This is a genomic window from Bradyrhizobium sp. GW821-FHT13H06 (assembly GCF_058803975.1).
Genome location: NZ_JBXAPN010000001.1, coordinates 720,819 through 738,154, shown reverse-complemented (window position 1 = coordinate 738,154; position 17,336 = coordinate 720,819). Strand labels below are relative to the sequence as shown.

30 protein-coding genes and 2 tRNA genes are annotated in these 17,336 nt (G+C 61.7%); 17 read left to right on the top strand and 15 right to left on the bottom strand.

From position 1 onward, the window contains the following. Positions 1–1,542 (bottom strand): ATP-binding protein, encoded by a 1,542-nt coding sequence (locus AC1RQP_RS03500; protein ID WP_492935934.1) that lies wholly within the window; start codon positions 1,540–1,542, stop codon positions 1–3. Between the two features lie 195 nt (positions 1,543–1,737). Here AC1RQP_RS03500 and AC1RQP_RS03495 point away from each other — a divergent pair, with 195 nt between their 5' ends. Both AC1RQP_RS03495 and AC1RQP_RS03490 read left to right on the top strand, forming a co-directional pair. Further along, positions 1,738–2,136, top strand: coding sequence for a hypothetical protein (locus tag AC1RQP_RS03495; RefSeq protein WP_492935933.1), 399 nt, complete (start codon positions 1,738–1,740; stop codon positions 2,134–2,136). 435 nt (positions 2,137–2,571) lie between these two features. Beyond that, positions 2,572–3,540: a hypothetical protein gene (locus tag AC1RQP_RS03490; RefSeq protein WP_492935932.1), complete on the top strand. Its 969-nt coding sequence runs from the start codon at positions 2,572–2,574 to the stop codon at positions 3,538–3,540. A gap of 171 nt (positions 3,541–3,711) precedes the next feature. Here AC1RQP_RS03490 and AC1RQP_RS03485 read toward each other — a convergent pair whose 3' ends face one another. Both AC1RQP_RS03485 and AC1RQP_RS03480 read right to left on the bottom strand, forming a co-directional pair. Next, a complete protein-coding gene (locus AC1RQP_RS03485) occupies positions 3,712–4,002 on the bottom strand; it encodes a hypothetical protein (protein WP_492935931.1) in 291 nt (96 codons plus the stop codon). A 365-nt stretch (positions 4,003–4,367) separates the two neighbouring features. Then, positions 4,368–4,442 (bottom strand) — tRNA-Glu (locus tag AC1RQP_RS03480). 220 nt (positions 4,443–4,662) lie between these two features. Between AC1RQP_RS03480 and AC1RQP_RS03475 the strand changes: the two genes are divergently transcribed. Genes AC1RQP_RS03475 through AC1RQP_RS03465 form a run of 3 tightly spaced genes read left to right on the top strand, consistent with a single transcriptional unit; the run spans position 4,663 to position 5,393 of the window. Then, positions 4,663–4,917 carry a PilZ domain-containing protein gene (locus AC1RQP_RS03475; RefSeq protein ID WP_061880412.1) on the top strand — a complete coding sequence of 85 codons (255 nt, stop codon included), beginning with the start codon at positions 4,663–4,665 and terminating at the stop codon, positions 4,915–4,917. A 57-nt stretch (positions 4,918–4,974) separates the two neighbouring features. Continuing rightward, on the top strand, positions 4,975–5,220 hold the full coding sequence (locus AC1RQP_RS03470; RefSeq protein ID WP_239629753.1) for a hypothetical protein: 246 nt from the start codon (positions 4,975–4,977) through the stop codon (positions 5,218–5,220). Positions 5,221–5,225: 5 nt separating this feature from the next. Next, positions 5,226–5,393, top strand: coding sequence for a hypothetical protein (locus AC1RQP_RS03465; RefSeq protein ID WP_035678397.1), 168 nt, complete (start codon positions 5,226–5,228; stop codon positions 5,391–5,393). Positions 5,394–5,610: 217 nt separating this feature from the next. Here the strand turns inward: AC1RQP_RS03465 and AC1RQP_RS03460 are convergent, their stop codons facing one another. The 4 genes from AC1RQP_RS03460 to AC1RQP_RS03445 form a co-directional block, all read right to left on the bottom strand. Next, positions 5,611–6,249: a glutathione S-transferase family protein gene (locus AC1RQP_RS03460; protein WP_492935930.1), complete on the bottom strand. Its 639-nt coding sequence runs from the start codon at positions 6,247–6,249 to the stop codon at positions 5,611–5,613. A 138-nt stretch (positions 6,250–6,387) separates the two neighbouring features. After that, complete coding sequence (locus AC1RQP_RS03455) at positions 6,388–6,570, bottom strand: hypothetical protein (RefSeq protein WP_239623475.1); 183 nt, start codon at positions 6,568–6,570, stop codon at positions 6,388–6,390. Further along, positions 6,537–6,989 carry a VOC family protein gene (locus tag AC1RQP_RS03450; RefSeq protein ID WP_239623476.1) on the bottom strand — a complete coding sequence of 151 codons (453 nt, stop codon included), beginning with the start codon at positions 6,987–6,989 and terminating at the stop codon, positions 6,537–6,539. The genes AC1RQP_RS03455 and AC1RQP_RS03450 overlap by 34 nt, the downstream gene beginning before the upstream one ends. 136 nt (positions 6,990–7,125) lie before the next feature. Then, positions 7,126–7,785, bottom strand: coding sequence for an oxidoreductase (locus tag AC1RQP_RS03445; RefSeq protein WP_492935929.1), 660 nt, complete (start codon positions 7,783–7,785; stop codon positions 7,126–7,128). A 321-nt stretch (positions 7,786–8,106) separates the two neighbouring features. Between AC1RQP_RS03445 and AC1RQP_RS03440 the strand changes: the two genes are divergently transcribed. Beyond that, complete coding sequence (locus tag AC1RQP_RS03440; protein WP_239623478.1) at positions 8,107–8,307, top strand: hypothetical protein; 201 nt, start codon at positions 8,107–8,109, stop codon at positions 8,305–8,307. Further along, positions 8,307–8,570, top strand: coding sequence for a hypothetical protein (locus tag AC1RQP_RS03435; RefSeq protein ID WP_492935928.1), 264 nt, complete (start codon positions 8,307–8,309; stop codon positions 8,568–8,570). The genes AC1RQP_RS03440 and AC1RQP_RS03435 overlap by 1 nt, the downstream gene beginning before the upstream one ends. Before the next feature lie 46 nt (positions 8,571–8,616). Here AC1RQP_RS03435 and AC1RQP_RS03430 read toward each other — a convergent pair whose 3' ends face one another. Both AC1RQP_RS03430 and AC1RQP_RS03425 read right to left on the bottom strand, forming a co-directional pair. Beyond that, entirely contained in the window at positions 8,617–8,769 is a 153-nt protein-coding gene (locus tag AC1RQP_RS03430; RefSeq protein ID WP_492935927.1) for a hypothetical protein, read from the bottom strand. 58 nt (positions 8,770–8,827) lie between these two features. Then, entirely contained in the window at positions 8,828–9,019 is a 192-nt protein-coding gene (locus tag AC1RQP_RS03425; RefSeq protein WP_492935926.1) for a DUF3072 domain-containing protein, read from the bottom strand. Positions 9,020–9,108: 89 nt separating this feature from the next. On the opposite strand from AC1RQP_RS03425, the gene AC1RQP_RS03420 reads away from it, so the two are divergent. After that, the gene (locus AC1RQP_RS03420; protein WP_492935925.1) at positions 9,109–9,342 is read left to right on the top strand and encodes a hypothetical protein; all 234 of its coding nucleotides are present in this window, start codon (positions 9,109–9,111) and stop codon (positions 9,340–9,342) included. After that, the gene (locus tag AC1RQP_RS03415) at positions 9,339–9,563 is read left to right on the top strand and encodes a hypothetical protein (protein WP_244430071.1); all 225 of its coding nucleotides are present in this window, start codon (positions 9,339–9,341) and stop codon (positions 9,561–9,563) included. The genes AC1RQP_RS03420 and AC1RQP_RS03415 overlap by 4 nt, the downstream gene beginning before the upstream one ends. Before the next feature lie 903 nt (positions 9,564–10,466). On the opposite strand, the gene AC1RQP_RS03410 is transcribed toward AC1RQP_RS03415, so the two are convergent. Together AC1RQP_RS03410 and AC1RQP_RS03405 are read right to left on the bottom strand one after the other, a co-directional pair. After that, positions 10,467–10,670 (bottom strand): hypothetical protein, encoded by a 204-nt coding sequence (locus AC1RQP_RS03410; RefSeq protein ID WP_492935924.1) that lies wholly within the window; start codon positions 10,668–10,670, stop codon positions 10,467–10,469. Positions 10,671–10,743: 73 nt separating this feature from the next. Continuing rightward, on the bottom strand, positions 10,744–11,046 hold the full coding sequence (locus AC1RQP_RS03405) for a hypothetical protein (protein WP_131868552.1): 303 nt from the start codon (positions 11,044–11,046) through the stop codon (positions 10,744–10,746). A gap of 407 nt (positions 11,047–11,453) precedes the next feature. On the opposite strand from AC1RQP_RS03405, the gene AC1RQP_RS03400 reads away from it, so the two are divergent. Continuing rightward, positions 11,454–11,750, top strand: a complete 297-nt coding sequence (locus AC1RQP_RS03400; protein WP_008558895.1) for an HU family DNA-binding protein — start codon at positions 11,454–11,456, stop codon at positions 11,748–11,750. 210 nt (positions 11,751–11,960) lie between these two features. Here the strand turns inward: AC1RQP_RS03400 and AC1RQP_RS03395 are convergent, their stop codons facing one another. Then, positions 11,961–12,083 (bottom strand): hypothetical protein, encoded by a 123-nt coding sequence (locus AC1RQP_RS03395; protein WP_492935923.1) that lies wholly within the window; start codon positions 12,081–12,083, stop codon positions 11,961–11,963. A gap of 359 nt (positions 12,084–12,442) precedes the next feature. On the opposite strand from AC1RQP_RS03395, the gene AC1RQP_RS03390 reads away from it, so the two are divergent. Further along, on the top strand, positions 12,443–12,577 hold the full coding sequence (locus tag AC1RQP_RS03390) for a hypothetical protein (protein ID WP_256456618.1): 135 nt from the start codon (positions 12,443–12,445) through the stop codon (positions 12,575–12,577). Positions 12,578–13,187: 610 nt separating this feature from the next. Further along, entirely contained in the window at positions 13,188–13,385 is a 198-nt protein-coding gene (locus AC1RQP_RS03385) for a hypothetical protein (RefSeq protein WP_492935922.1), read from the top strand. 11 nt (positions 13,386–13,396) lie between these two features. On the opposite strand, the gene AC1RQP_RS03380 is transcribed toward AC1RQP_RS03385, so the two are convergent. Together AC1RQP_RS03380 and AC1RQP_RS03375 are read right to left on the bottom strand one after the other, a co-directional pair. Then, positions 13,397–13,525 carry a hypothetical protein gene (locus AC1RQP_RS03380; protein WP_256456621.1) on the bottom strand — a complete coding sequence of 43 codons (129 nt, stop codon included), beginning with the start codon at positions 13,523–13,525 and terminating at the stop codon, positions 13,397–13,399. An 82-nt stretch (positions 13,526–13,607) separates the two neighbouring features. After that, positions 13,608–13,964, bottom strand: a complete 357-nt coding sequence (locus AC1RQP_RS03375; protein ID WP_492935921.1) for a hypothetical protein — start codon at positions 13,962–13,964, stop codon at positions 13,608–13,610. 157 nt (positions 13,965–14,121) lie between these two features. Between AC1RQP_RS03375 and AC1RQP_RS03370 the strand changes: the two genes are divergently transcribed. Further along, on the top strand, positions 14,122–14,409 hold the full coding sequence (locus AC1RQP_RS03370; protein ID WP_028176458.1) for a hypothetical protein: 288 nt from the start codon (positions 14,122–14,124) through the stop codon (positions 14,407–14,409). Positions 14,410–14,488: 79 nt separating this feature from the next. Here AC1RQP_RS03370 and AC1RQP_RS03365 read toward each other — a convergent pair whose 3' ends face one another. Beyond that, entirely contained in the window at positions 14,489–14,653 is a 165-nt protein-coding gene (locus AC1RQP_RS03365; RefSeq protein ID WP_162832225.1) for a hypothetical protein, read from the bottom strand. Between the two features lie 256 nt (positions 14,654–14,909). Between AC1RQP_RS03365 and AC1RQP_RS03360 the strand changes: the two genes are divergently transcribed. The 4 genes from AC1RQP_RS03360 to AC1RQP_RS03345 all read left to right on the top strand — a co-directional run bounded on the left by AC1RQP_RS03360 (position 14,910) and on the right by AC1RQP_RS03345 (position 17,326). Next, a complete protein-coding gene (locus tag AC1RQP_RS03360) occupies positions 14,910–15,671 on the top strand; it encodes an SIR2 family NAD-dependent protein deacylase (protein WP_492935920.1) in 762 nt (253 codons plus the stop codon). A 200-nt stretch (positions 15,672–15,871) separates the two neighbouring features. Next, positions 15,872–16,534: a cold-shock protein gene (locus tag AC1RQP_RS03355; RefSeq protein ID WP_028176456.1), complete on the top strand. Its 663-nt coding sequence runs from the start codon at positions 15,872–15,874 to the stop codon at positions 16,532–16,534. A 116-nt stretch (positions 16,535–16,650) separates the two neighbouring features. Next, positions 16,651–17,136: a DUF192 domain-containing protein gene (locus AC1RQP_RS03350; protein WP_239623488.1), complete on the top strand. Its 486-nt coding sequence runs from the start codon at positions 16,651–16,653 to the stop codon at positions 17,134–17,136. A gap of 113 nt (positions 17,137–17,249) precedes the next feature. Beyond that, positions 17,250–17,326: transfer RNA gene (locus tag AC1RQP_RS03345), tRNA-Pro, on the top strand. Positions 17,327–17,336: the final 10 nt, after the last annotated feature.

Below are 17,336 nucleotides of genomic sequence, written 5' to 3'. Positions count from 1 at the left end.
CTACTTTTTTACGATTTTGTAGTGCGCCTTCGGGTCCCGAACATACTCCCCAGGCTGAAAAAGCAAATGGCCTGCGCGCATAAGACGGTCGAGATCCTTTTTGCTTGTTTGCCAAGTGCGGCCTGTCAGCCGAGAAGCCTCAGAAACCTGTATGGAGTTGTTCTGGTAGGCGTAGGCCAGAATTTTGATTTCGTGTTCTTGAAGAAGTTTCCAGACGTCGACACCGAAGTGATTTGCAACGTCAGTGTTTGTTGCGCGCTTTCTTGATGCGTGATCGTTTCGGAGCGTCACTCTCACGATCACGCCGTGAACCGCTTCCTGCTTCCACTGCGGCTCAGGTAAGTTGTATTCCTTCATGGTTTCCCGGATGCGCCGGGTGCCTTCGCGCGCCATTCGGACATAGCCGAGAAAACGAAGAGCATCCATAAGGTGATGGTTTCGAGCGGCGCGGACCTCATAGATAGTTTTCTCATTAACAGGTGGCACAAACCCGCCCGGGCTTTCAATTTCCATGCGGTCGGGGAAGAGCTTGACGAAGACCTCAGAGCCACTGAAATTGTATGATCGGTGGACGAGAGCGTTCACGACGCCTTCGAACCACGCATATTTTGGGTATTCGGGCGTCGTAACGAATTTGCCCTGGTCGTTGAGCCAAGTGACGTCGTAAATTAAAGAGCTAATAACTTCGTCCCCTTCTCGAAGCATCTTCACGATATTGCCTTCGACGGTGCGGTCCCGCTGAGGTGAGTAAGAGGACCCTTGGCCCTCCGTGTCGGTCGCGAAACGCTGGATGCGTAGCCGGCAGCCCGGTATTGCAAGTCCGGGGTCTTTGCCTGCCAGCAGTACCAAGGCGTTGACGGGGATCAGTTTGGCGCCTTCTTTTCGTAGGAGACGACGGTCGACCAGCAGATCGTCGTTGTTGAATCCGACGCCCTCGCGCTCACGATAATTGTCGCAAAAATCCTGGATGATACGCAGATCGAAATCGCGCGGGTATTCGTAGCCGGCGGCTTCGAGCTCAAAGGACAACTCCTGTCGAGTGGCACGGAAATCCTGTTTCTCCTGCTCACTCATCTTGTGGCGGCTATCACCGTATCGAATCCAGGCTTCTTCCTTATTCGTTTCGACGAGCCTGCTGCGGTATGGAACATAGATGGCGTAGCAAAAGTCTTGAACACCATTGATCACGACCGGAACTCGCTTGAACTCCGGCATTGCGAGAGGACACCTTTGCAGGTGACACTTGTCGATCTCGTTGAGTGTCTTCGCGCTTAGGGAGTTGCATCCGACGATGGTGCCATCATCCTCAACGCCATAAATCAAGAGTCCTCCATCCGGCGTGTTGGAGAACGTACTGTAGTACGTTGCGAGTTCGTCCAGCCCTACTTTCCGACAGCCCTTTCGTTCGAATCGACGATCCTCTCCAAGGTATTCGAGCAACTGCTGGTTCAATCGAACCCAAATATCCCGCGGCGTCCAAACGGCTGGCGTGTCGTTAGCCCCGAGGCCGGCACTAAAATCAAACTCTAACTGGCTCGACATCTAGATCTAGTATGTCGAGCCTAGCTCGACACCCCCAAAGCTCGTGGTCCTACTGCGGGCCGCACTCATACATATCCCTTCGGCATGAGCGGTCAAACCCCAGCGAAGCCGCCGCAGGCGAGCACTCAAAGGGCGGAAGTAGGATTGGCAGGGGACGCGCCAATTGGCATGCTTTTCCAACCGGAGACCCCCTCAGTGCCTGCTTACCTAGTCCGCATAATCAAAAACCGGGACCTTGTCGGCTTCTTTGTCGCTGACGACGAGGACGACCTGGCGATCGTGGTCGACGAGTGCACCGACGTCCCCGATTGCGAGTATGTCGAGCTGCCGGCCGGCGGCATCATGTGGGAGAGCCCAGCCAAACCCGTCCCGCTCGATGCCGGCGATCTCGATGACGACGACGCGCCCATAGAGGAATTCCCTTGGAGCGGTGCCTCGCTAACTGGGCAATGGTGGCAGATCGCCTACGGCATCGAGGAAGTCGAGTGGACGCCCTTTGACGATGGTCCGCCGCGGCCCGCCCGGCCGGAGCCTAGGCGCCGCCTGTCAGGCGAGGGCAGGGTCATCCCGTTCCGGAAGCGCATCAAGCTATGACCCTCATCGAGAGGGTAGCTTTTTTAAGCAAATCAGCTGATGATGTCCGTGGGCGTGACAACCCGGACCAGAGCTATAGCCGCACATCCTTGGTCAGGATGACACCGATTGGCGTCGGTGATCACGGCTGAATCGTGCGGCGGTGCCGCACGAACGGACGCACTTGGCGGTGCGGCTCCGAACCCTGCCTTTATGGCCGGGGTCGGGCGTGCTGTCCAGAGGGGCAACCCTTAAAAGCGCTCGGCTCGTCGCTCTGGCGAGTTGTCACCCCCCGGCTGCAGCGGCTGTCCCGCTGCGCGGGCCGTGACAAGCCCAAATCCAGAGCAACCCATGACAACCCTAACGCACGGAAATTCCCCGCCGACCTCCTCCGCATGTGATCAGAGCGCGCCGGCCAGCAAAGAGCCGATTTCGACAACACGCAGGAGCTTTATCATGAATTCGATCGTCACCCTTCCAATCGTCGCCGCCGTTCCAATCGCATCGCCGTCTATCGCCTCCGCAACGCCTATCGCGGCCGCGTCGATCGCGCCGACAAAGTCGAACGCACCGTTGGCGCGGGCAGAGCAGATCGTCCACGTGCTTCGCTCAACGTTTGTCACCACGAACTGGAAGCTGGACGAAGACGCTGCGGAGCGAATGCTTAACTACTTCCGCACTCACAATGTCGAAGAGGAGCAGGACCCCGAGGAAGATGGCGAAGTGTTCCACTCGGACGTTGTTTCGTTCTTCGCTCGGTACAATCAATCCCTTGACTGGGTGATCTTCGGAGATCCCGCCGGCCTGATTTGCAGATGTGCTGCGGACTCCTCGGCGGGCATTTCTGCGGAGGATGCAGAACTGATCGCGCTGAGCGGGCAATTCCGGGCGGCCGAAGCTGAATGGAGCCGGCTCAACAAGATTTCAGATGAGATGGATGGTCTACGCTGTATTCCTGTCCCCGAAACGCTAAAGGTCGACAACGGCGACGCCGACCTTGGACTTCCCGAACCGGCGAATGCAAGTATCTATGGATCACGCGAAATCGAACAGATGCGCGCCGAGAAATGGTACCGAATTACAAGGGCCACGGAAGACAACGGAGACTTTACGCTGTCAGTCCGACACTTCGAGCCATCGGCAAAAGCGCGAGCCCGTGCTGACGAGATCATCGCCGCCTACATCAGCTGGGATCGACGATCGAGGAGACGACCAAACGGTTTCCGCGCCGCGGAGCATGCTACCAATGAAGCGTTTCGGCGTTGCACCGCAATCGAGGATCGCATTCTGAAGACGCGAGCAGTGACGCTGGCTGGCATGATCTCCAAAGCGCGGTGTCACGAACTGATCTCGGTCGGCGGATTTGCGGAATCGATAGCTGAGGACCTGCTTGCAATTGCCAGTAGGGAGCACCTGACGGCCTGACGTTCACGTTCTAACCGCACCGAAAGCGCGACTGGCAGCGGCTGATGACGCACCGCCGACGGCTGTGACCACAAGGGCCGCCGGTTCACGCTGGCGGGGCTACGAAGCGCCTCCCATATACGTGGAAGCCAATCGAGCTCAGGAACCCAAAGTACGCGAGCGGAGGCCGCCCTAGCTGGCGGCCTCTTTCGTGCCTATAATCGCCAGCCGTGGGTTGCCGCGCTCGAAGTTAGGTCGAACATCGGCGCCGCGGCTTCCGCATCCCTGACAGACGAACTGCGGCTCGATATCAGACAGCCGCACTTCATCGCCCCAGCGGTCGGCATCCAAGGCGACATGGCGGCCGCAGTGGCAATAGACCAGCACACCACGAACGCCCATGCTCCGCATTTCGCCGAAGGTGATCTTGAGCGGTCGACCATCGGGGTGGGTGGGCGTATGGCGGCGGGCAGGGCGAGGCATGCCCCCATCAAAGCGCCATCGAAAGTACTTCGCAAATGATCCATTCCTGGGGGCTCGGCACGGCCGCGAGCTACTGCGTATCGTAGGTGTGGACAGGGCTCGCATAGCATCCCGGCGCTACCCACCCGCCAATCGAGTAGCACGGCGGCGGAGCCGCTTTAGGCTTGCTGGTCTCGGGCTGGGGAATAAGCAGGCCGCAGAGAACCGCCAGCGCGGCCATGGCGCCGACCATCGCTAGGGCAATCATGTCGAGCTTCGTGAAAGCGGGTCGGCGATCGAGTCCAGCGTCCACGGACGTTCGTACAGGTTTATTGGCCACTTGTTGGACACGGTGGCCGGACAAACCTGTAAGTGATTGATTTTGTTGGCGCTCCCTAGCGGAATCGAACCGCTCTCTCCACCGTGAAAGGGTGGCGTCCTAACCGATAGACGAAGGGAGCAAACGCAGGGCCCCGCCGCTTGCCGCGGCACGGCCGCTGGCCGGCCGAACAGCGCCCGGCGGCTTGCAGCGGGCGAACGTATAGTGGCGTTTGCGCTCCCGGGCAAGCCGTTCGGGAACGGACTTTTGGCGCCCGTGGATAATGCGGGCCGGAGGCATCGGAGGCGATTTCAACGGTTTGTTAGGGTTCCCTGCGTAGCGCTGGAGCGGGAGATTTTCCAATGCCACCGCCGAAAAAGCGCGCCGCCCGCAAGCTGCTGTCGCAGCACGCCTGGATCACGCTCGACGGCGGCTTCGCCGCGCGGCATTGCCTGGTCCAGGACATCTCCGACACGGGCGCGAAAATCACGCTGGACGAGGACGCGAGCCAGCTTCCGGGCGTGATCCGGATGGCCTTTGCGCGCGACGCGCGCACCGGGCGGAGCTGCCAGGTGGTCTGGCGTCGCGGCAAGTCGGCCGGCGTCAGGTTCATCTGATCGCGGGCGCGAACACCCCCGATGGCGCGCCTCACCGGTCCGGGCTACAAGGCGGCGATGCGTACGCCGCTCCTCATCCTGATCTCGTTGCTGGCCACGTCCGCGACCGCGGCCGAGAGCCTCCGCCTCCCGCCTGCCGAACGGCAGCAAGCGGGCAACGCCCTGCCGTTGAAGAGCGCCGCCGGAAAGGCAAGAGCGGGCTCCTGCGCCTCCTATGGCCCGCGCTTCGTCATGGTCGAGGGCACCGGGACCTGCGTGAAGGTCGGTGGCTCGATCAGCATCGACACCAGCGTCAGGCGCTAAGGGCCATGCCGGCGGACCTGCTGCGGCTCGACCTCATCGTTCCCATCATGATGTATTGCGCGCTGCTGTGGTGGGTCGGCCGCGGCCTGAGCTGGACGGCCCGGCTGGCGACCGCCGTGGTGACGCTGGTGCTCATCATCGCCGTCCTGCTGGTCGAGCGCGGCTGGCGCTGAAGCCCCGACAAAACTGCGAAAACAACCCCATGCACAGTAGCTAAGTCACGGCAAACGCTGGTCATTCCATTTTTAGGATTTTGCGAATACGGCTTTGACGCGTCGGGCAAAACAGGGGTATGATGTCATCGTTGAAAGGTGCGGCCGATAGATCGCGCGGCTTGCTCGGTCATCACCTCCGTTCGCGCGATCGCCGCAGCTTGCACCCTGCCGGCGCTCACGACATCGGCGGTGCGACGAATTGTGCAAATCCGGGCCGTTTGCCGAGTTCGGCGAGCCAGCGGGTGAGGTGCGGCTGCGCGGGCCGGCTGATGCCTTCGACCCCGAGCCAGCGCCGCGCATAGGACCCGATCGCGATGTCGGCCAGCGTGAACGCATCGCCCTCGATGAAGCGGCGCGTGGCGAGCAGGCGGTCGGCGATGGCCCAGACCTCGGCGGCGGCATCGGCATCGCGCTGCACCTGGATCATGTCGCGCTCGGCAGGCGCCGTGCGCACGATGCCCCAGAACACCGGGCGGTCGACCGGCTGCACGGTCGACAGCGTCCAGTCGAGCCAGCGGTCGACCGAGGCGCGCTGCTTCGGCGCCTCCGGGTAGACCGTCGTGCCGCTTCCATGTGCGAGGCAGAGATAGCGCATGATCGAGTTGGACTCCCACAGCACGAAGTCGCCCTCGACCAGCGTCGGGATCCGCGCATTGGGGTTCATCGCGAGATACTCGGCCTCGCGCGTCCTGCCGTAGCTCATGCCGGCGTCGATGCGCTCGCAAGCGAGGCCGAGCTCGGTCAGGCACCACAGCACCTTCTGCACGTTGACCGAATTGGCACGGCCCCAGATCGTCAGCTTGGTATCAGGCATGAAGCGTCTCCCCGCATTGTCGCTTGTTGCGGGTGATAGCGGAATCCGCTGCCCGGAGCGATGCGCGATTGCAGCGCGCCCCTCATGCAAAAAGCTCCGCACGAGGCGGAGCTTTCATTGCAAAGTTCAACCTGACGGTCAGCGGCCGAAGAACAGCCACAACAGAATGATCACCGGGATCGGCACGCCAATCATCCACAGCAACAGCCCTCTCGCCATCGCATCCTCCTCCAATTGCATCACTGGAGGGTGAACGCGGGCAGTGCGCGCTTGTTCCGCGCGCAAATCTACCAATGACCGGTGTTCGGCATCGACAGCCACGGCTCCTGCGGCGGCTTCGGCTCGCCCTTCTGCAACAGCTCGATCGAGTGCAGGTCCGGCGAGCGCACGAAGGCCATGTTGCCGTCGCGCGGCGGCCGGTTGATGGTGACGCCGGCCTTCATCAGCTTCTCGCAAGTGGCGTAGATGTCGTCGACCTCATAGGCGAGATGGCCGAAGAAGCGATCCTCGCCGTAGGTCTCCTCGTCCCAATTGTAGGTGAGCTCGACCAGCGGCGCCCCACGCGTCGGCGGCTGCTTCTTCAGCGCCTCGAGATCGTCCGCCGAGCACAGGAACACCAGCGTGAAGCGCCCCTTGTCGTTCTCGATCCGCCGCACCTCCTTCAAACCGAAAGCATCAACATAGAATTTCAGCGCGACATCGAGATTGCGCACGCGCAGCATGGTGTGGAGGTATCGCATGGTTGTTGCTCCCTGGAACGAATGGAGGGTTTTGTATTGGGACGGGACAGCGGGGTAGGAGATAGCAGGAAAAGGAGAGGAGGGGCAGGGGGCCGAGGCAAATGTGCGTGAAGGGTGCCGGGACGCTCGGACTGCATCACGTTCGAAGCAGTGCCGCCATCTCTTTCCAATGATAGATTCGCACCTTCTCCGTTTGATGCCGCGCGGCTTTGGCGATGGCGTGCGCGATGTCGTTACCGGCGAGCCCGCGATACCGGTCGGCCGGGCCAACGAGCAGCGGATTGAGCACGCCCCATATCGCGATGATGAGACGTTCACGCGGGCGGTCCTCGTCGCGCTCGCCGAGGATCATCGACGGGCGGAAAATATGCGTGTGCTCGAAATCGAGCGAGAGAATGTCCCGCTCCACCTGGCCCTTGGTCCTGAGATAGAACACGCTGGAAGCGGCGTTGGCGCCGACGGCCGTGACCAGGAACACCGACCGCGCGCCGTTCGCCCTGGCGATCTCGGCCGCCAACAGCGGATAATCATGATCGATCTTGTAGTACTCGGCCTCGTCAGGCGTGTGCTTGCGCGTCGTCCCCAGCGCGATGAAGATCTCGTCCGCTATCAGCTGCGGCTTGAGTGCGGGCAGGGAAGCGAGATCGCCGATCAACACCGTGAGCTTCGGATGGCTCACCGCCAACGGCTTGCGGACCACCACCAGAACCTGCGAATAGTCGGAACTGTCCAACAGGTCGCGCAGCAAATGCGAGCCGATGAAGCCGGTTGCGCCGAAGACAAGTGCGGTTTTCATTCAAGCCCCTGTTTTGCGTTGATTGCCTGATCGCTCATTGTAAGTCAGGGGAGTGGCGCCGAAAGGTCGTGCAGAATGCGCAATATCCGGATTGGGGTTTCCGCTAAAGCAAAGGTCACGTTATGTCGTGCCGACAGTGCACTCAATCAGGCATTCCCGCCGAGCGCCGCCCGAAGCCGACTGGAGAGATACGGAAATTTGTGCACTGGCTGAGTAATCCCGGCTACTGGCTCCCAAATTCTCGCTCTCGCGCTGTTGCCGACGGAAATGGTCATATCCTCTGCACTTGAACCCCACCAAAGGTCGCGCCGACCAAACGCCATGGCCGCCCTCGTTGCAGAGCTCCTGTTTGACCTCGTCAGATGCCTCGTTGGTGGCTGGCTGAGACAGGCTGCGGTGGCCATCTGTGCGTGGCTCGATACGAAGATCCACGGCCGTGCTGCACGCTTTGTCGTGGGCGGCCTTCTCGGGATCGCCGCCTATTTCCTCATTCCCGTTATCGCCGGCTTGCTGGGATTGTGATGTACTCCGTGAAGATGAGCCTCATCATCGCATTCGCAATCGGGGCGTTCATCTCCTCAGCGCTCCTCGTCGCGGAGCCGTTAACCGACTTCGCGTTCCTCTCGCTGGAGTGGCCGGGCATCACCGCAGCGTATTTTTTCTGGGGAGCGGTCGGAGGATCCACCTTCCTCGGCGTAGCCATTTGCTGGGGCGTGAATGCACTGACCTACGGCCTGGGTGCTTTCGTCATTCTCAGCGCCTTCAAGGCGCTGAGGGAAGCATGAAGCGCTGGCTCCGATGTGAGCAGCGCGAAGGCGGATCAGACGAGCTTCATGCCGCCTTCTCGTTACCCTTCGCGATGATCTCGACTTCGAAATAGCCCATGTCGCGGAGCTCGGCGGCCTTCTTCTCGGCCGCTTCCCTTGTGTCGCGCTTCAAAATGATCTGGCCCGCTCCGTCGCGGGCGCAAACGAAATAAGGCATTTTCGATTCCCAATTTCGTTTGCATACACATGGCTCCGGATTCCCGCAAGAATACGGGTCACCGCTCCAGCCCGGCCTTTTGCCGCATCTCGTCGATCAGCTCCGAGGCCTCGGCCTTGGTCAGTTCCTCCTCGGGCAGGTCCTGATGCGCCTGCTCGGCGAGGGTCTTGAGGTAGGATTCCTGGGCTCCCGTCATCGGGTCGGCCCCGGAAACCCAATCCTTCGGTTCCTTCCGGGTGTTGTCCGCCATTGAAGATCTCCTTTTCCGTCAAACGTCGGACTCGACTCTTCGTTCCTTTTTTGTTCTCTTTGGCCATATTCAAATCGCGAGGGCTGAACATGCCGGACCTGGACTTTGTCAGGCGGGAGATCGAACGGATGCGCATCCAGATTGGCAGGCAGAGAAAGGAGATCCTGGAGCTGCAGCGGGCGGGCGTCGGGACGGCCTCGGCCGAAGCGCTGCTGTCGCGGATGGAGGCGAAGGTTGAAGGTCTCTGCGCCCAGCGTGACGCGCTGAGGAGCGTAGAGCCGCATCACAACAAGGGCAGGGTGCTCGGCGGGAGGAGATGGTGAGCAGGCGCTGGTTCGACGACGAGAGAGAGCTGTCGCCCTTCCTGACCGCGCTCGAGGACGTCCGCCGAAAGGCGACGCGGGAAGGGTGGTGCTACGCCCACGTCCAGGCCATCATCGTGGCCATCGACCAGTACGCGGAGGCCGCGACAGGCAACCGCGAGTATTTTTTGAACAAGCCGGTTTCAATCGGCGACAGCCGGAAGGCCGCGGATATTCCGTGAGGGGCTTGTGCCGTCGTATCGTTGCTCGTGCATCGCATCGGGGTATGTCGCCGGCGTCGACGCGCCGTTCGAGATGCGACGCGCCGTCAAGCTGCACGGCTCGAATTGCGATGATGGTGCTCCCAGTTGCAGCTGTTCGCCATGAGCGGCCGCAAGCTGGAAGAGTGGCCATGGCCGGTGGCGCGCAGGCGTGGCCGTCATCGCACTGTCTTCTGCGCTCCCCGTTACGACGGCAAGGCTATCGCAATTGAGAAACTTTCCCTGCGGCCATCCTTCGAGACGCCCGCCTTTGGCGGGCCCTCAGGATGAGGACCGAGTGCGTGACAGCAGTTTCCGGAAGCAAAGATGCCGCTCAGCCTCATCCTGAGGAGACCGCAAGGCGGTCGTCTCGAAGGACGAGGCGCTCGCTCAGGCGCCGCCAGGAACTCATATGCGATGGCCCTGGTTACGACGGGGAGCACGCAGCAACGAAACACGTGCTCGTCGTTGCGCCGATCAGCGTGGCGAGATCGAGGAGGAGGGCGCTGACCTGGTCCGACCGGGCGAAGCGGCCTTCCTCGGCGGAGAAGTCCGTCGCGTTTTGCCGGGCTTCGGACGCGCTTCGGGTGCAATCCCGTTCTGCTCGTCGAATTGCTTCAACCAGGCCTGGATGTATCTGGGGTCATCGGGACAAAGCCGTTCCAGCAAACGAAGGTTCTGCGCTCTGAATTCCACAAGGGTTTTCGGCATAACTCCTCCTCAAAAGCCTGCCCGCCGAAAAGGTGCTTCGGGAGGGGAGCCGGGTCAACGGCAAAGAGAGGCTTGAAATTCCGGACGAGCCGATGCAGCGCGAGCGCGCCAAAAAGCGAAAACCCCGCCTGGGGGAAGCGGGGTTCTCTGTCGGGGGTGAAGCTTGGGGACGCTTCAACTGTAAGACGCGCGAGCGGGCAGAAAGTTCAAAAGAAAATCCACAGCCGGACTTGCCGGGCAAACGCATATGGCTTCATTCGCGAGCTGAGCGCGCGCCTCGTCGGTCGTGCCTCGCGGCGAGATCGGCACATTCGCACCAGCGACTAAAGCGCGATGCGACCAGGATGAATCGTCATCGCGCTTCAGGTTGTTGTTCAAGCATGATCTCCGCGCAAACGCGTTCCGCGTTTGTCGCGAGGGAGAAACGCTGCGCACTTCTCCGGATCATGCTTTAGGCCGCAATCCGGTGGTCGACAGGTGTCGTCAGGAACTTGAGCGCTTCTGCATGTGCGAGGTCGGGAACCGCGATGGCGGTGTGACTGTACATCGCATGCGTCCGCGACTTTGCAATCCCGTCCAGGATCTCGCGGCCCTTGATGACGTGGAGACCCATGCCCTCTTCAGTGGGGAAGATCGCCAGCACCACGTCGTAAGCCGCGATGACGGCCCTGAGCGCTTCGGCCTTGTCTTCGGCGACCTCGACAAAAATACGAACATCAGCCGCGAGTTCACGCAGCTCGTCAAAATCCAGCACTGTGGGATACTCCAACGCAACAGACCTGATTGGAGCTTGGCCGCGTTAGGTTACTGAAGTGTCAACGACGCCGGCCGAGCCACAGGTTTCACGTGCAGGTGACACAGCAGGCGGACCAACAAAAGTCTGCACAGCGAAACCCCGCCTGGGGGAAGCGGGGCTCTCTGATGGGGAGGCTTAGGGACCTCAATCATAAGACGCGCCTGCCGCCGAATGGTTCAAAAAGAGAGCGGGCATCGTTCACAGGAGGAAGGGAGCCCCTGAGAACCCGCGCTTGCGTTTTCGGGCTCGATGGGTTCTAAGCCCGGACACTTCATGACCTCTGGCATGAATCAGCAGCGCGCCCCCGCGGTCCGGCCGCGTCCTCAGCAGGAATTGCGCGCGCCCCCATTCAAAGGAATTCAGACATGGCGAAGATGACGAAGACCCAATTGATCGATGCAATTGCCGAGGGCACGCAGCTTTCGAAGAACGACGTGAAGTCGGTGATCGAGTACATGGCGACGGTCGGCTACAAGGAGCTCAATGAGTCCGGTGAGTTCGTCATTCCCGGCTTCGTGAAGATGTCGGTCGTGAACAAGCCGGCGACCGAAGCCCGCATGGGCATCAATCCCTTCACCAAGGAGCCGATGCAGTTTGCGGCAAAGCCCGCCAGCAAATCGGTCAAGGCCTCGCCGCTGAAGGTCGCCAAGGACGCCGTCTGAGGCGCAAGCGACATCGTTGCGGCGGGCACTGTCGCAAGGCCGCGCGACGAGCAATGGCTGACGAGGTGGTGCTCGGCGAAGGCGACGCCGAACATCACCGGACGATCAGGACAAACCATAGGGAGCGCCGGTCGCTCTGGCGGGGCAGGCTCTGCGGCCGCAAGCCGCGCAGACCGACAGAGGTTTCGTTCTCGCAGACCTCGCAGATCATCAGCTCTCGATGACGAAGCTCGCGATGCCGGCTTCCATGGGGAGCGGCTGCGCCGCACCATTGCCGGCCCACTGGATTCCGGCCGGTCGATGCGCAAGGGCGAGGCTTCGTTTCGCCAGCATGCAATCCGCGCCCGTCGCCAAGTCACCGACTTCAAGAGATCACCGACTTCAAGAGAAAAGCCCCGCGCTTTCGCGCGGGGCTCTCTTGGCTGACGGCGTTGGGATTTCAGCGCCTGGCCGCCAACCGGATTCCAAACTTAAGGTTGAAAATCTAAAAGGCAACAGCGCCGCGGTGACGGAGTATGTTCGTCAGGCGGCGCTGCCGTGTGACTGGGCGCTGAAATCCCCAGCTTCCGTAAGTCCATGCCGCTCCTAAAAGGTTCAACGCGAGGCCAGCGAAATTTAGCCGGAGGGCTGGACTTCTTGTTCTCTTTTTGTTCTAGTGTGGGTCGCCTTGGGAGACTTTTGGGAGGTGACTCATGACTGTCGAAAAACAGCGCGAAGTGATCAGGCTCTGGAACGAGCTCAGGAAGCTCGAGGGGCCTGCCGCAGAAGAGCTCCGCATCCAGATCCTCGAATGCTTCTCCAAGGAGAAGGCGAAGCGGGCGGCTTGATCAGCGTCGACGACACGCGGCAGCCCGCGATCGCGTTCTGTCGGCTCGCGCTCGATTTGCCGCTGAAGAGTTTGCCCGCAAAGGGCTGTGCCGCCGAAGGTGCGAGAGTTCGCGCTTTCATCGATCGTTAGGATTCGCTCCGTACCGATTTTCGCGACTCCGATTCGTTCTTCGAGAACGAAATGGAGTCGGATGCAGAACAGGGGCGCTTCGCTGCGGCGTTGCGGCCGCGCGCGTCAGAAACGAGACGGAGTGATGCCTGGCCCCGCGCGTGGCTTCTCCGAAGCGCGAGGCGTGGAAGCGGCATCAATGCCGGCTGTTCCGATCGAGGCCGCAAAGTGTTTGTTAAGAACTGCTCCGCACCCATTTCTGCGATTCCGATTCGTTCTTCGAGAACGAAATGGAGTCGAAGCCGGAACAAAGTCGGTCGGTCTTTCGCCTGTCCCGACGGCAGAGGTGCTGCCTCTGATGTGCCTAACGAGTGCTTGCGCGGACGCCGATAACCCTATTCGGTTAGGTTAAAAGCCCAATCGCGTTGCGCTTGCTGCGGGCTGGGGTAGGTGTCTGGCAAAGACGAGCAAGAAACGACTTTGCCAAGAAGCGATTTGTCATGACGCCTTTTTCGACGCCGTCCTTTTACCAAGGCGACCGGTACACCTACCGGCGCGTCGCCGTCGTCGGCACGCTGTTCTGTCTCGCTTTCGTGGTGATCAGCCTCTCGCTGCGGCCGCAGGCGGAGGACACGCGCGTGGCGGTCAAGGCCGACAGGCTGGTGCGCACGGCGGGCCAGGCGGCGCACGCCAACTAAAGCGCGATGCGTTAGCGTTCGTCGCTATAGATGCGATCGTCGGCCGGCGACCGCGGGCAAGCGACGCCGCCGCGCGAGGCGAGCGCCACGAAGCCGGCATAGCCGGACAGGTTGAGCAAGACTTCGAGCCACGCGGGCATGTCGGGCCTCTTTCCTTCCGCTCAGCGTGAGGAAAGACTCAACGTCCGCGCGCAATCCTGGTTCCCTGCTCCCGAAAGGAACTCAAACCGGCGAGGAGGGGTCGAGCCGGCGGCCGAGGGTCGCGACGGATTCGCTCGACGGCTGCTCCTTCAGGAACTCGGCGATTGCCCGTGCCAGTTCGCCATCGCTCATCGGCGTCGGCGGCGGGCGCAGGGTGCCGACACCGAAGCTGCGGACGATCTCGTCGTAATGCTGATCGTCGGATCTGGGAACCAACCTGCGAATACGGGCCAGCAAAGCGGATAATGGCAAAAATTCCTCCTCGATCGTCCGCCCCGCTGGCAGCAATTGCGGTCTGCTGCCATTGGCTCCCGTGAAACTGAAAAACCCCGCCAGCATCGCGGAGATACTGACGGGGTCTTCGTGCTGTTGCCTCAACCCGGATGGCGGAGGCTCCCGCACTTGGCAAACCAATCCGCGTGCGGCGATTTCGTTCCCCTCGCATCAACGGTTTTTGACCGCGCCCGGTTTCCGCGGGTTGCGCAACCATCGCGCGCGCTCGCGGTTATCTCCGCAAGACGCGAAGGAGAGGAGCATGAAGAAGACATTGGCAGTTCTGGCCACGATCGCGGCCGTCGGCGTGACCGCCGTCGCGGCGCCTGCGCCGGCCGAGGCGCGCGGTCGCGGCATCGGCCCGGGCCTCGCGTTCGGCCTTGCCGCCGGCGCCATCACCGCGGGCGCGGTCGCAGCCTCCCGACCGTATGGCTATTACGGTCCTGGTTACGGCTATTATGGCGGCCCGAGCTATTATTACGGGCCGGGTCCGTACGCCTATTACGGCGGCGGGCCGTACTACCGCCATCACCACTGGCGCCATTGGTAGCCGCCAATAGCGAAAAGCCCGGAGCGTTGCTCCGGGCTTTTTTCATTCGCATGTCCTCGCGCTTGCCTGCGCGGCGATGCTATGGCCAGAGCGATGGCCGTTCCACCTTGCGGGCGTTCTCCAGCGTCGACACGAAGTATTCTTCGCGCTCGCGCTTGAACTTCTCCTGCGTAGCACGGAAGGCGGCGACCCGGGCGGCGATCTCATCGCGCTCGCGCGCTTTGCGTTCTTCGTCTTCGGTCATGTGAAAATCCCCTCCACACCTGAGTATGTGCACATGTGAACTCAAGCGCTGCCGCCGCAATCACGTTGAGTCGCGTCAACACATCCATTGGCGCTTCTGAATGGGGCGTCAATGGGGAGGAGGCATTGCAGGATTGTGATAAGCGAAGGCCGGAAGAAAAAGTTGCCGAGCGCGTTGCGTTCGCACTTGATAAGTACGTCAGCGATCTTGTCGCTTGTGCATATTGCTGTCAGGCCAAACGAGTCGGGAGGCGCGATTGATCGCATCGGATCTTCAGAGCGGCGTCGAGCGGCTCGGCGACATGATCGCCGAGGCCAGGACCATCGTGCCGTTCACCGGCGCCGGCATCTCGACCGAATGCGGCATTCCCGACTTCCGCTCGCCGGGCGGAATTTGGACGCGCAACCGTCCGATCCCGTTCGACGAATTCGTCGCGAGCCGGGAGGCGCGCAACGAATCCTGGCGCCGCCGCTTCGCGATGGAGGAGGTGTTCGCCGCAGCGAAGCCCGGCCGCGGCCATCGCGCGCTGGCCTCGCTCTACCGCGCCGGCAAGGTTCCCGCCGTCATCACCCAGAACATCGACAATCTGCACCAGGCCTCGGGTTTCGCCAGCGAGCACGTGGTTGAACTTCACGGAAATACCACTTTTGCGAGATGCATCGGATGTGGGCAGGCCTATCCGCTCGACTGGGTGAGGCGCCGTTTCGACGACGATGGCGCGGCGCCCAATTGCACGGCATGCGACGAGCCGGTGAAGACCGCCACGATCTCCTTCGGCCAGATGATGCCGGACGACGAAATGCAGCGCGCGACCGCGCTGTCGCAATCCTGCGACCTCTTCATCGCGATCGGTTCCTCGCTCGTGGTCTGGCCGGCCGCGGGCTTTCCGCTCATGGCCAAGCGCGCCGGTGCACGTTTGGTCATCATCAACCGCGAGCCGACCGAGCAGGACGACATCGCCGACCTCGTCATCCATCACGACATCGGCGAGACGCTCGGTCCCTTCGTCGGCAATTGAGACGAATCAATTTGATTCGCGGCGATGCAAGCTGTTCATAGGTTCCGGCGAATCTCTTTTTTGTCTATGCCTCTCAACCGGGAGTGTTATCTTTTGAGTCGGAAGATTCGCGTCGCGTCGAGTTGAGAACATTTTCAAAAGACGCGTGATTCGAGCGCCGCCAATGGGGCGGGTGGCATGGCAGTGTGGGATCCGGGGTTATGGGGTCGTCGGACGGATTTGAGTCCAAGAAGCTCGGAGTTCCCGGGCAGGGAGTATCGCCCGGGCGGATGACGCCGGGCGAGCACGGCGGTGCCGGCCGCGACAGCGGGCTCAGCCCCTTCAGCGGGCTCGGTGAGACCAGCGCCAATCTCGTCGAGGTCCATGGCGTCATCAAATGGTTCGATGCCTCCAAAGGCTATGGCTTCATCGTTCCCGACAATGGCTGGCCCGACGTGCTCCTGCACGTGACCGTGCTCAGGCGCGACGGCTTCCAGACCGCTTATGAAGGCGCCCGCATCGTCGTCGAGTGCATTCAGCGCACCAAGGGCTACCAGGCCTTCCGCGTGGTCTCGATGGACGAGTCGACCGCGATCCATCCGGCGCAGATGCTGCCGCCGCGCACCCACGTCACGGTCACTCCGACCAGCGGGCTGGAACGGGCCCAGGTCAAATGGTTCAACCGGCTGCGCGGCTTCGGATTCCTGACCTGCGGCGAGGGCACGCCCGACATTTTCGTGCACATGGAGACACTGCGCCGCTTCGGCATGACCGAACTCAGGCCGGGCCAGTACGTCCTGGTCCGCTTCGGGCCCGGCTCCAAGGGCATGATGGCGGCCGAGATCCATCCCGAGACCGGATCGCCGGGATTGCAGTCGCACTGAACACAACCAATTCTCGCGATCGTGAGCAGAGGCGTGCCGGCTGGCCGGCGCGCCTCTTTCTTTTCCAATGGCCGCCGCGTAAGGACTTGCCCAGTCCCCCACGCCTCGAGAGCCCCATGAATTCTGATCGAAAGGCCGCCTGGTCCGCTGCGCAGGGCTGGCTTGCCGCCATCCTCGTCATCATCGGCTGTGTCGTCACCAGTGCGCCCGTCGGCGCCGCCAGCTTCCAGCCGCTCGAGATCGTCACCAAGAACGGCGTGCAGGTGTTCTCCGTGGAAATGGCAACGACCGCGGAAGAGAAGGAGACCGGCCTGATGTATCGCAAGGAGCTGGCGGACGGCAAAGGCATGCTGTTCGATTTCAATCCCGAGCAGGAGATCTCGATGTGGATGAAGAACACTTACGTCTCGCTCGACATGATCTTCATCCGCGCCGACGGCCGCATCCTGCGCATCGCCGAGAACACCGAGCCGCTGTCGACGAAGATCATCTCGTCCCGGGGGCCGGCCCGGGCCGTGCTGGAGGTGGTGGCGGGAACGGCGCAGAAGTACGGCATCCGTCCCGGTGACCGCGTCGGCCACCCTCTGTTCGGCAGCAAATAGGTGCGGGCGAGGCGATTGCCGGCCTTGCTGGCGCCTTTTGGAAGCTTGCTGGCGCCTTCTGGAAGCTTGCTGGCGCCTTGGGAAGCGTGTATCGACGGGGCTCGCCGGACATTCGGGGTATAGCGCAGCCTGGTAGCGCGGCAGTTTTGGGTACTGCAGGTCGTTGGTTCGAATCCAGCTGCCCCGACCAGTCCCGAGGA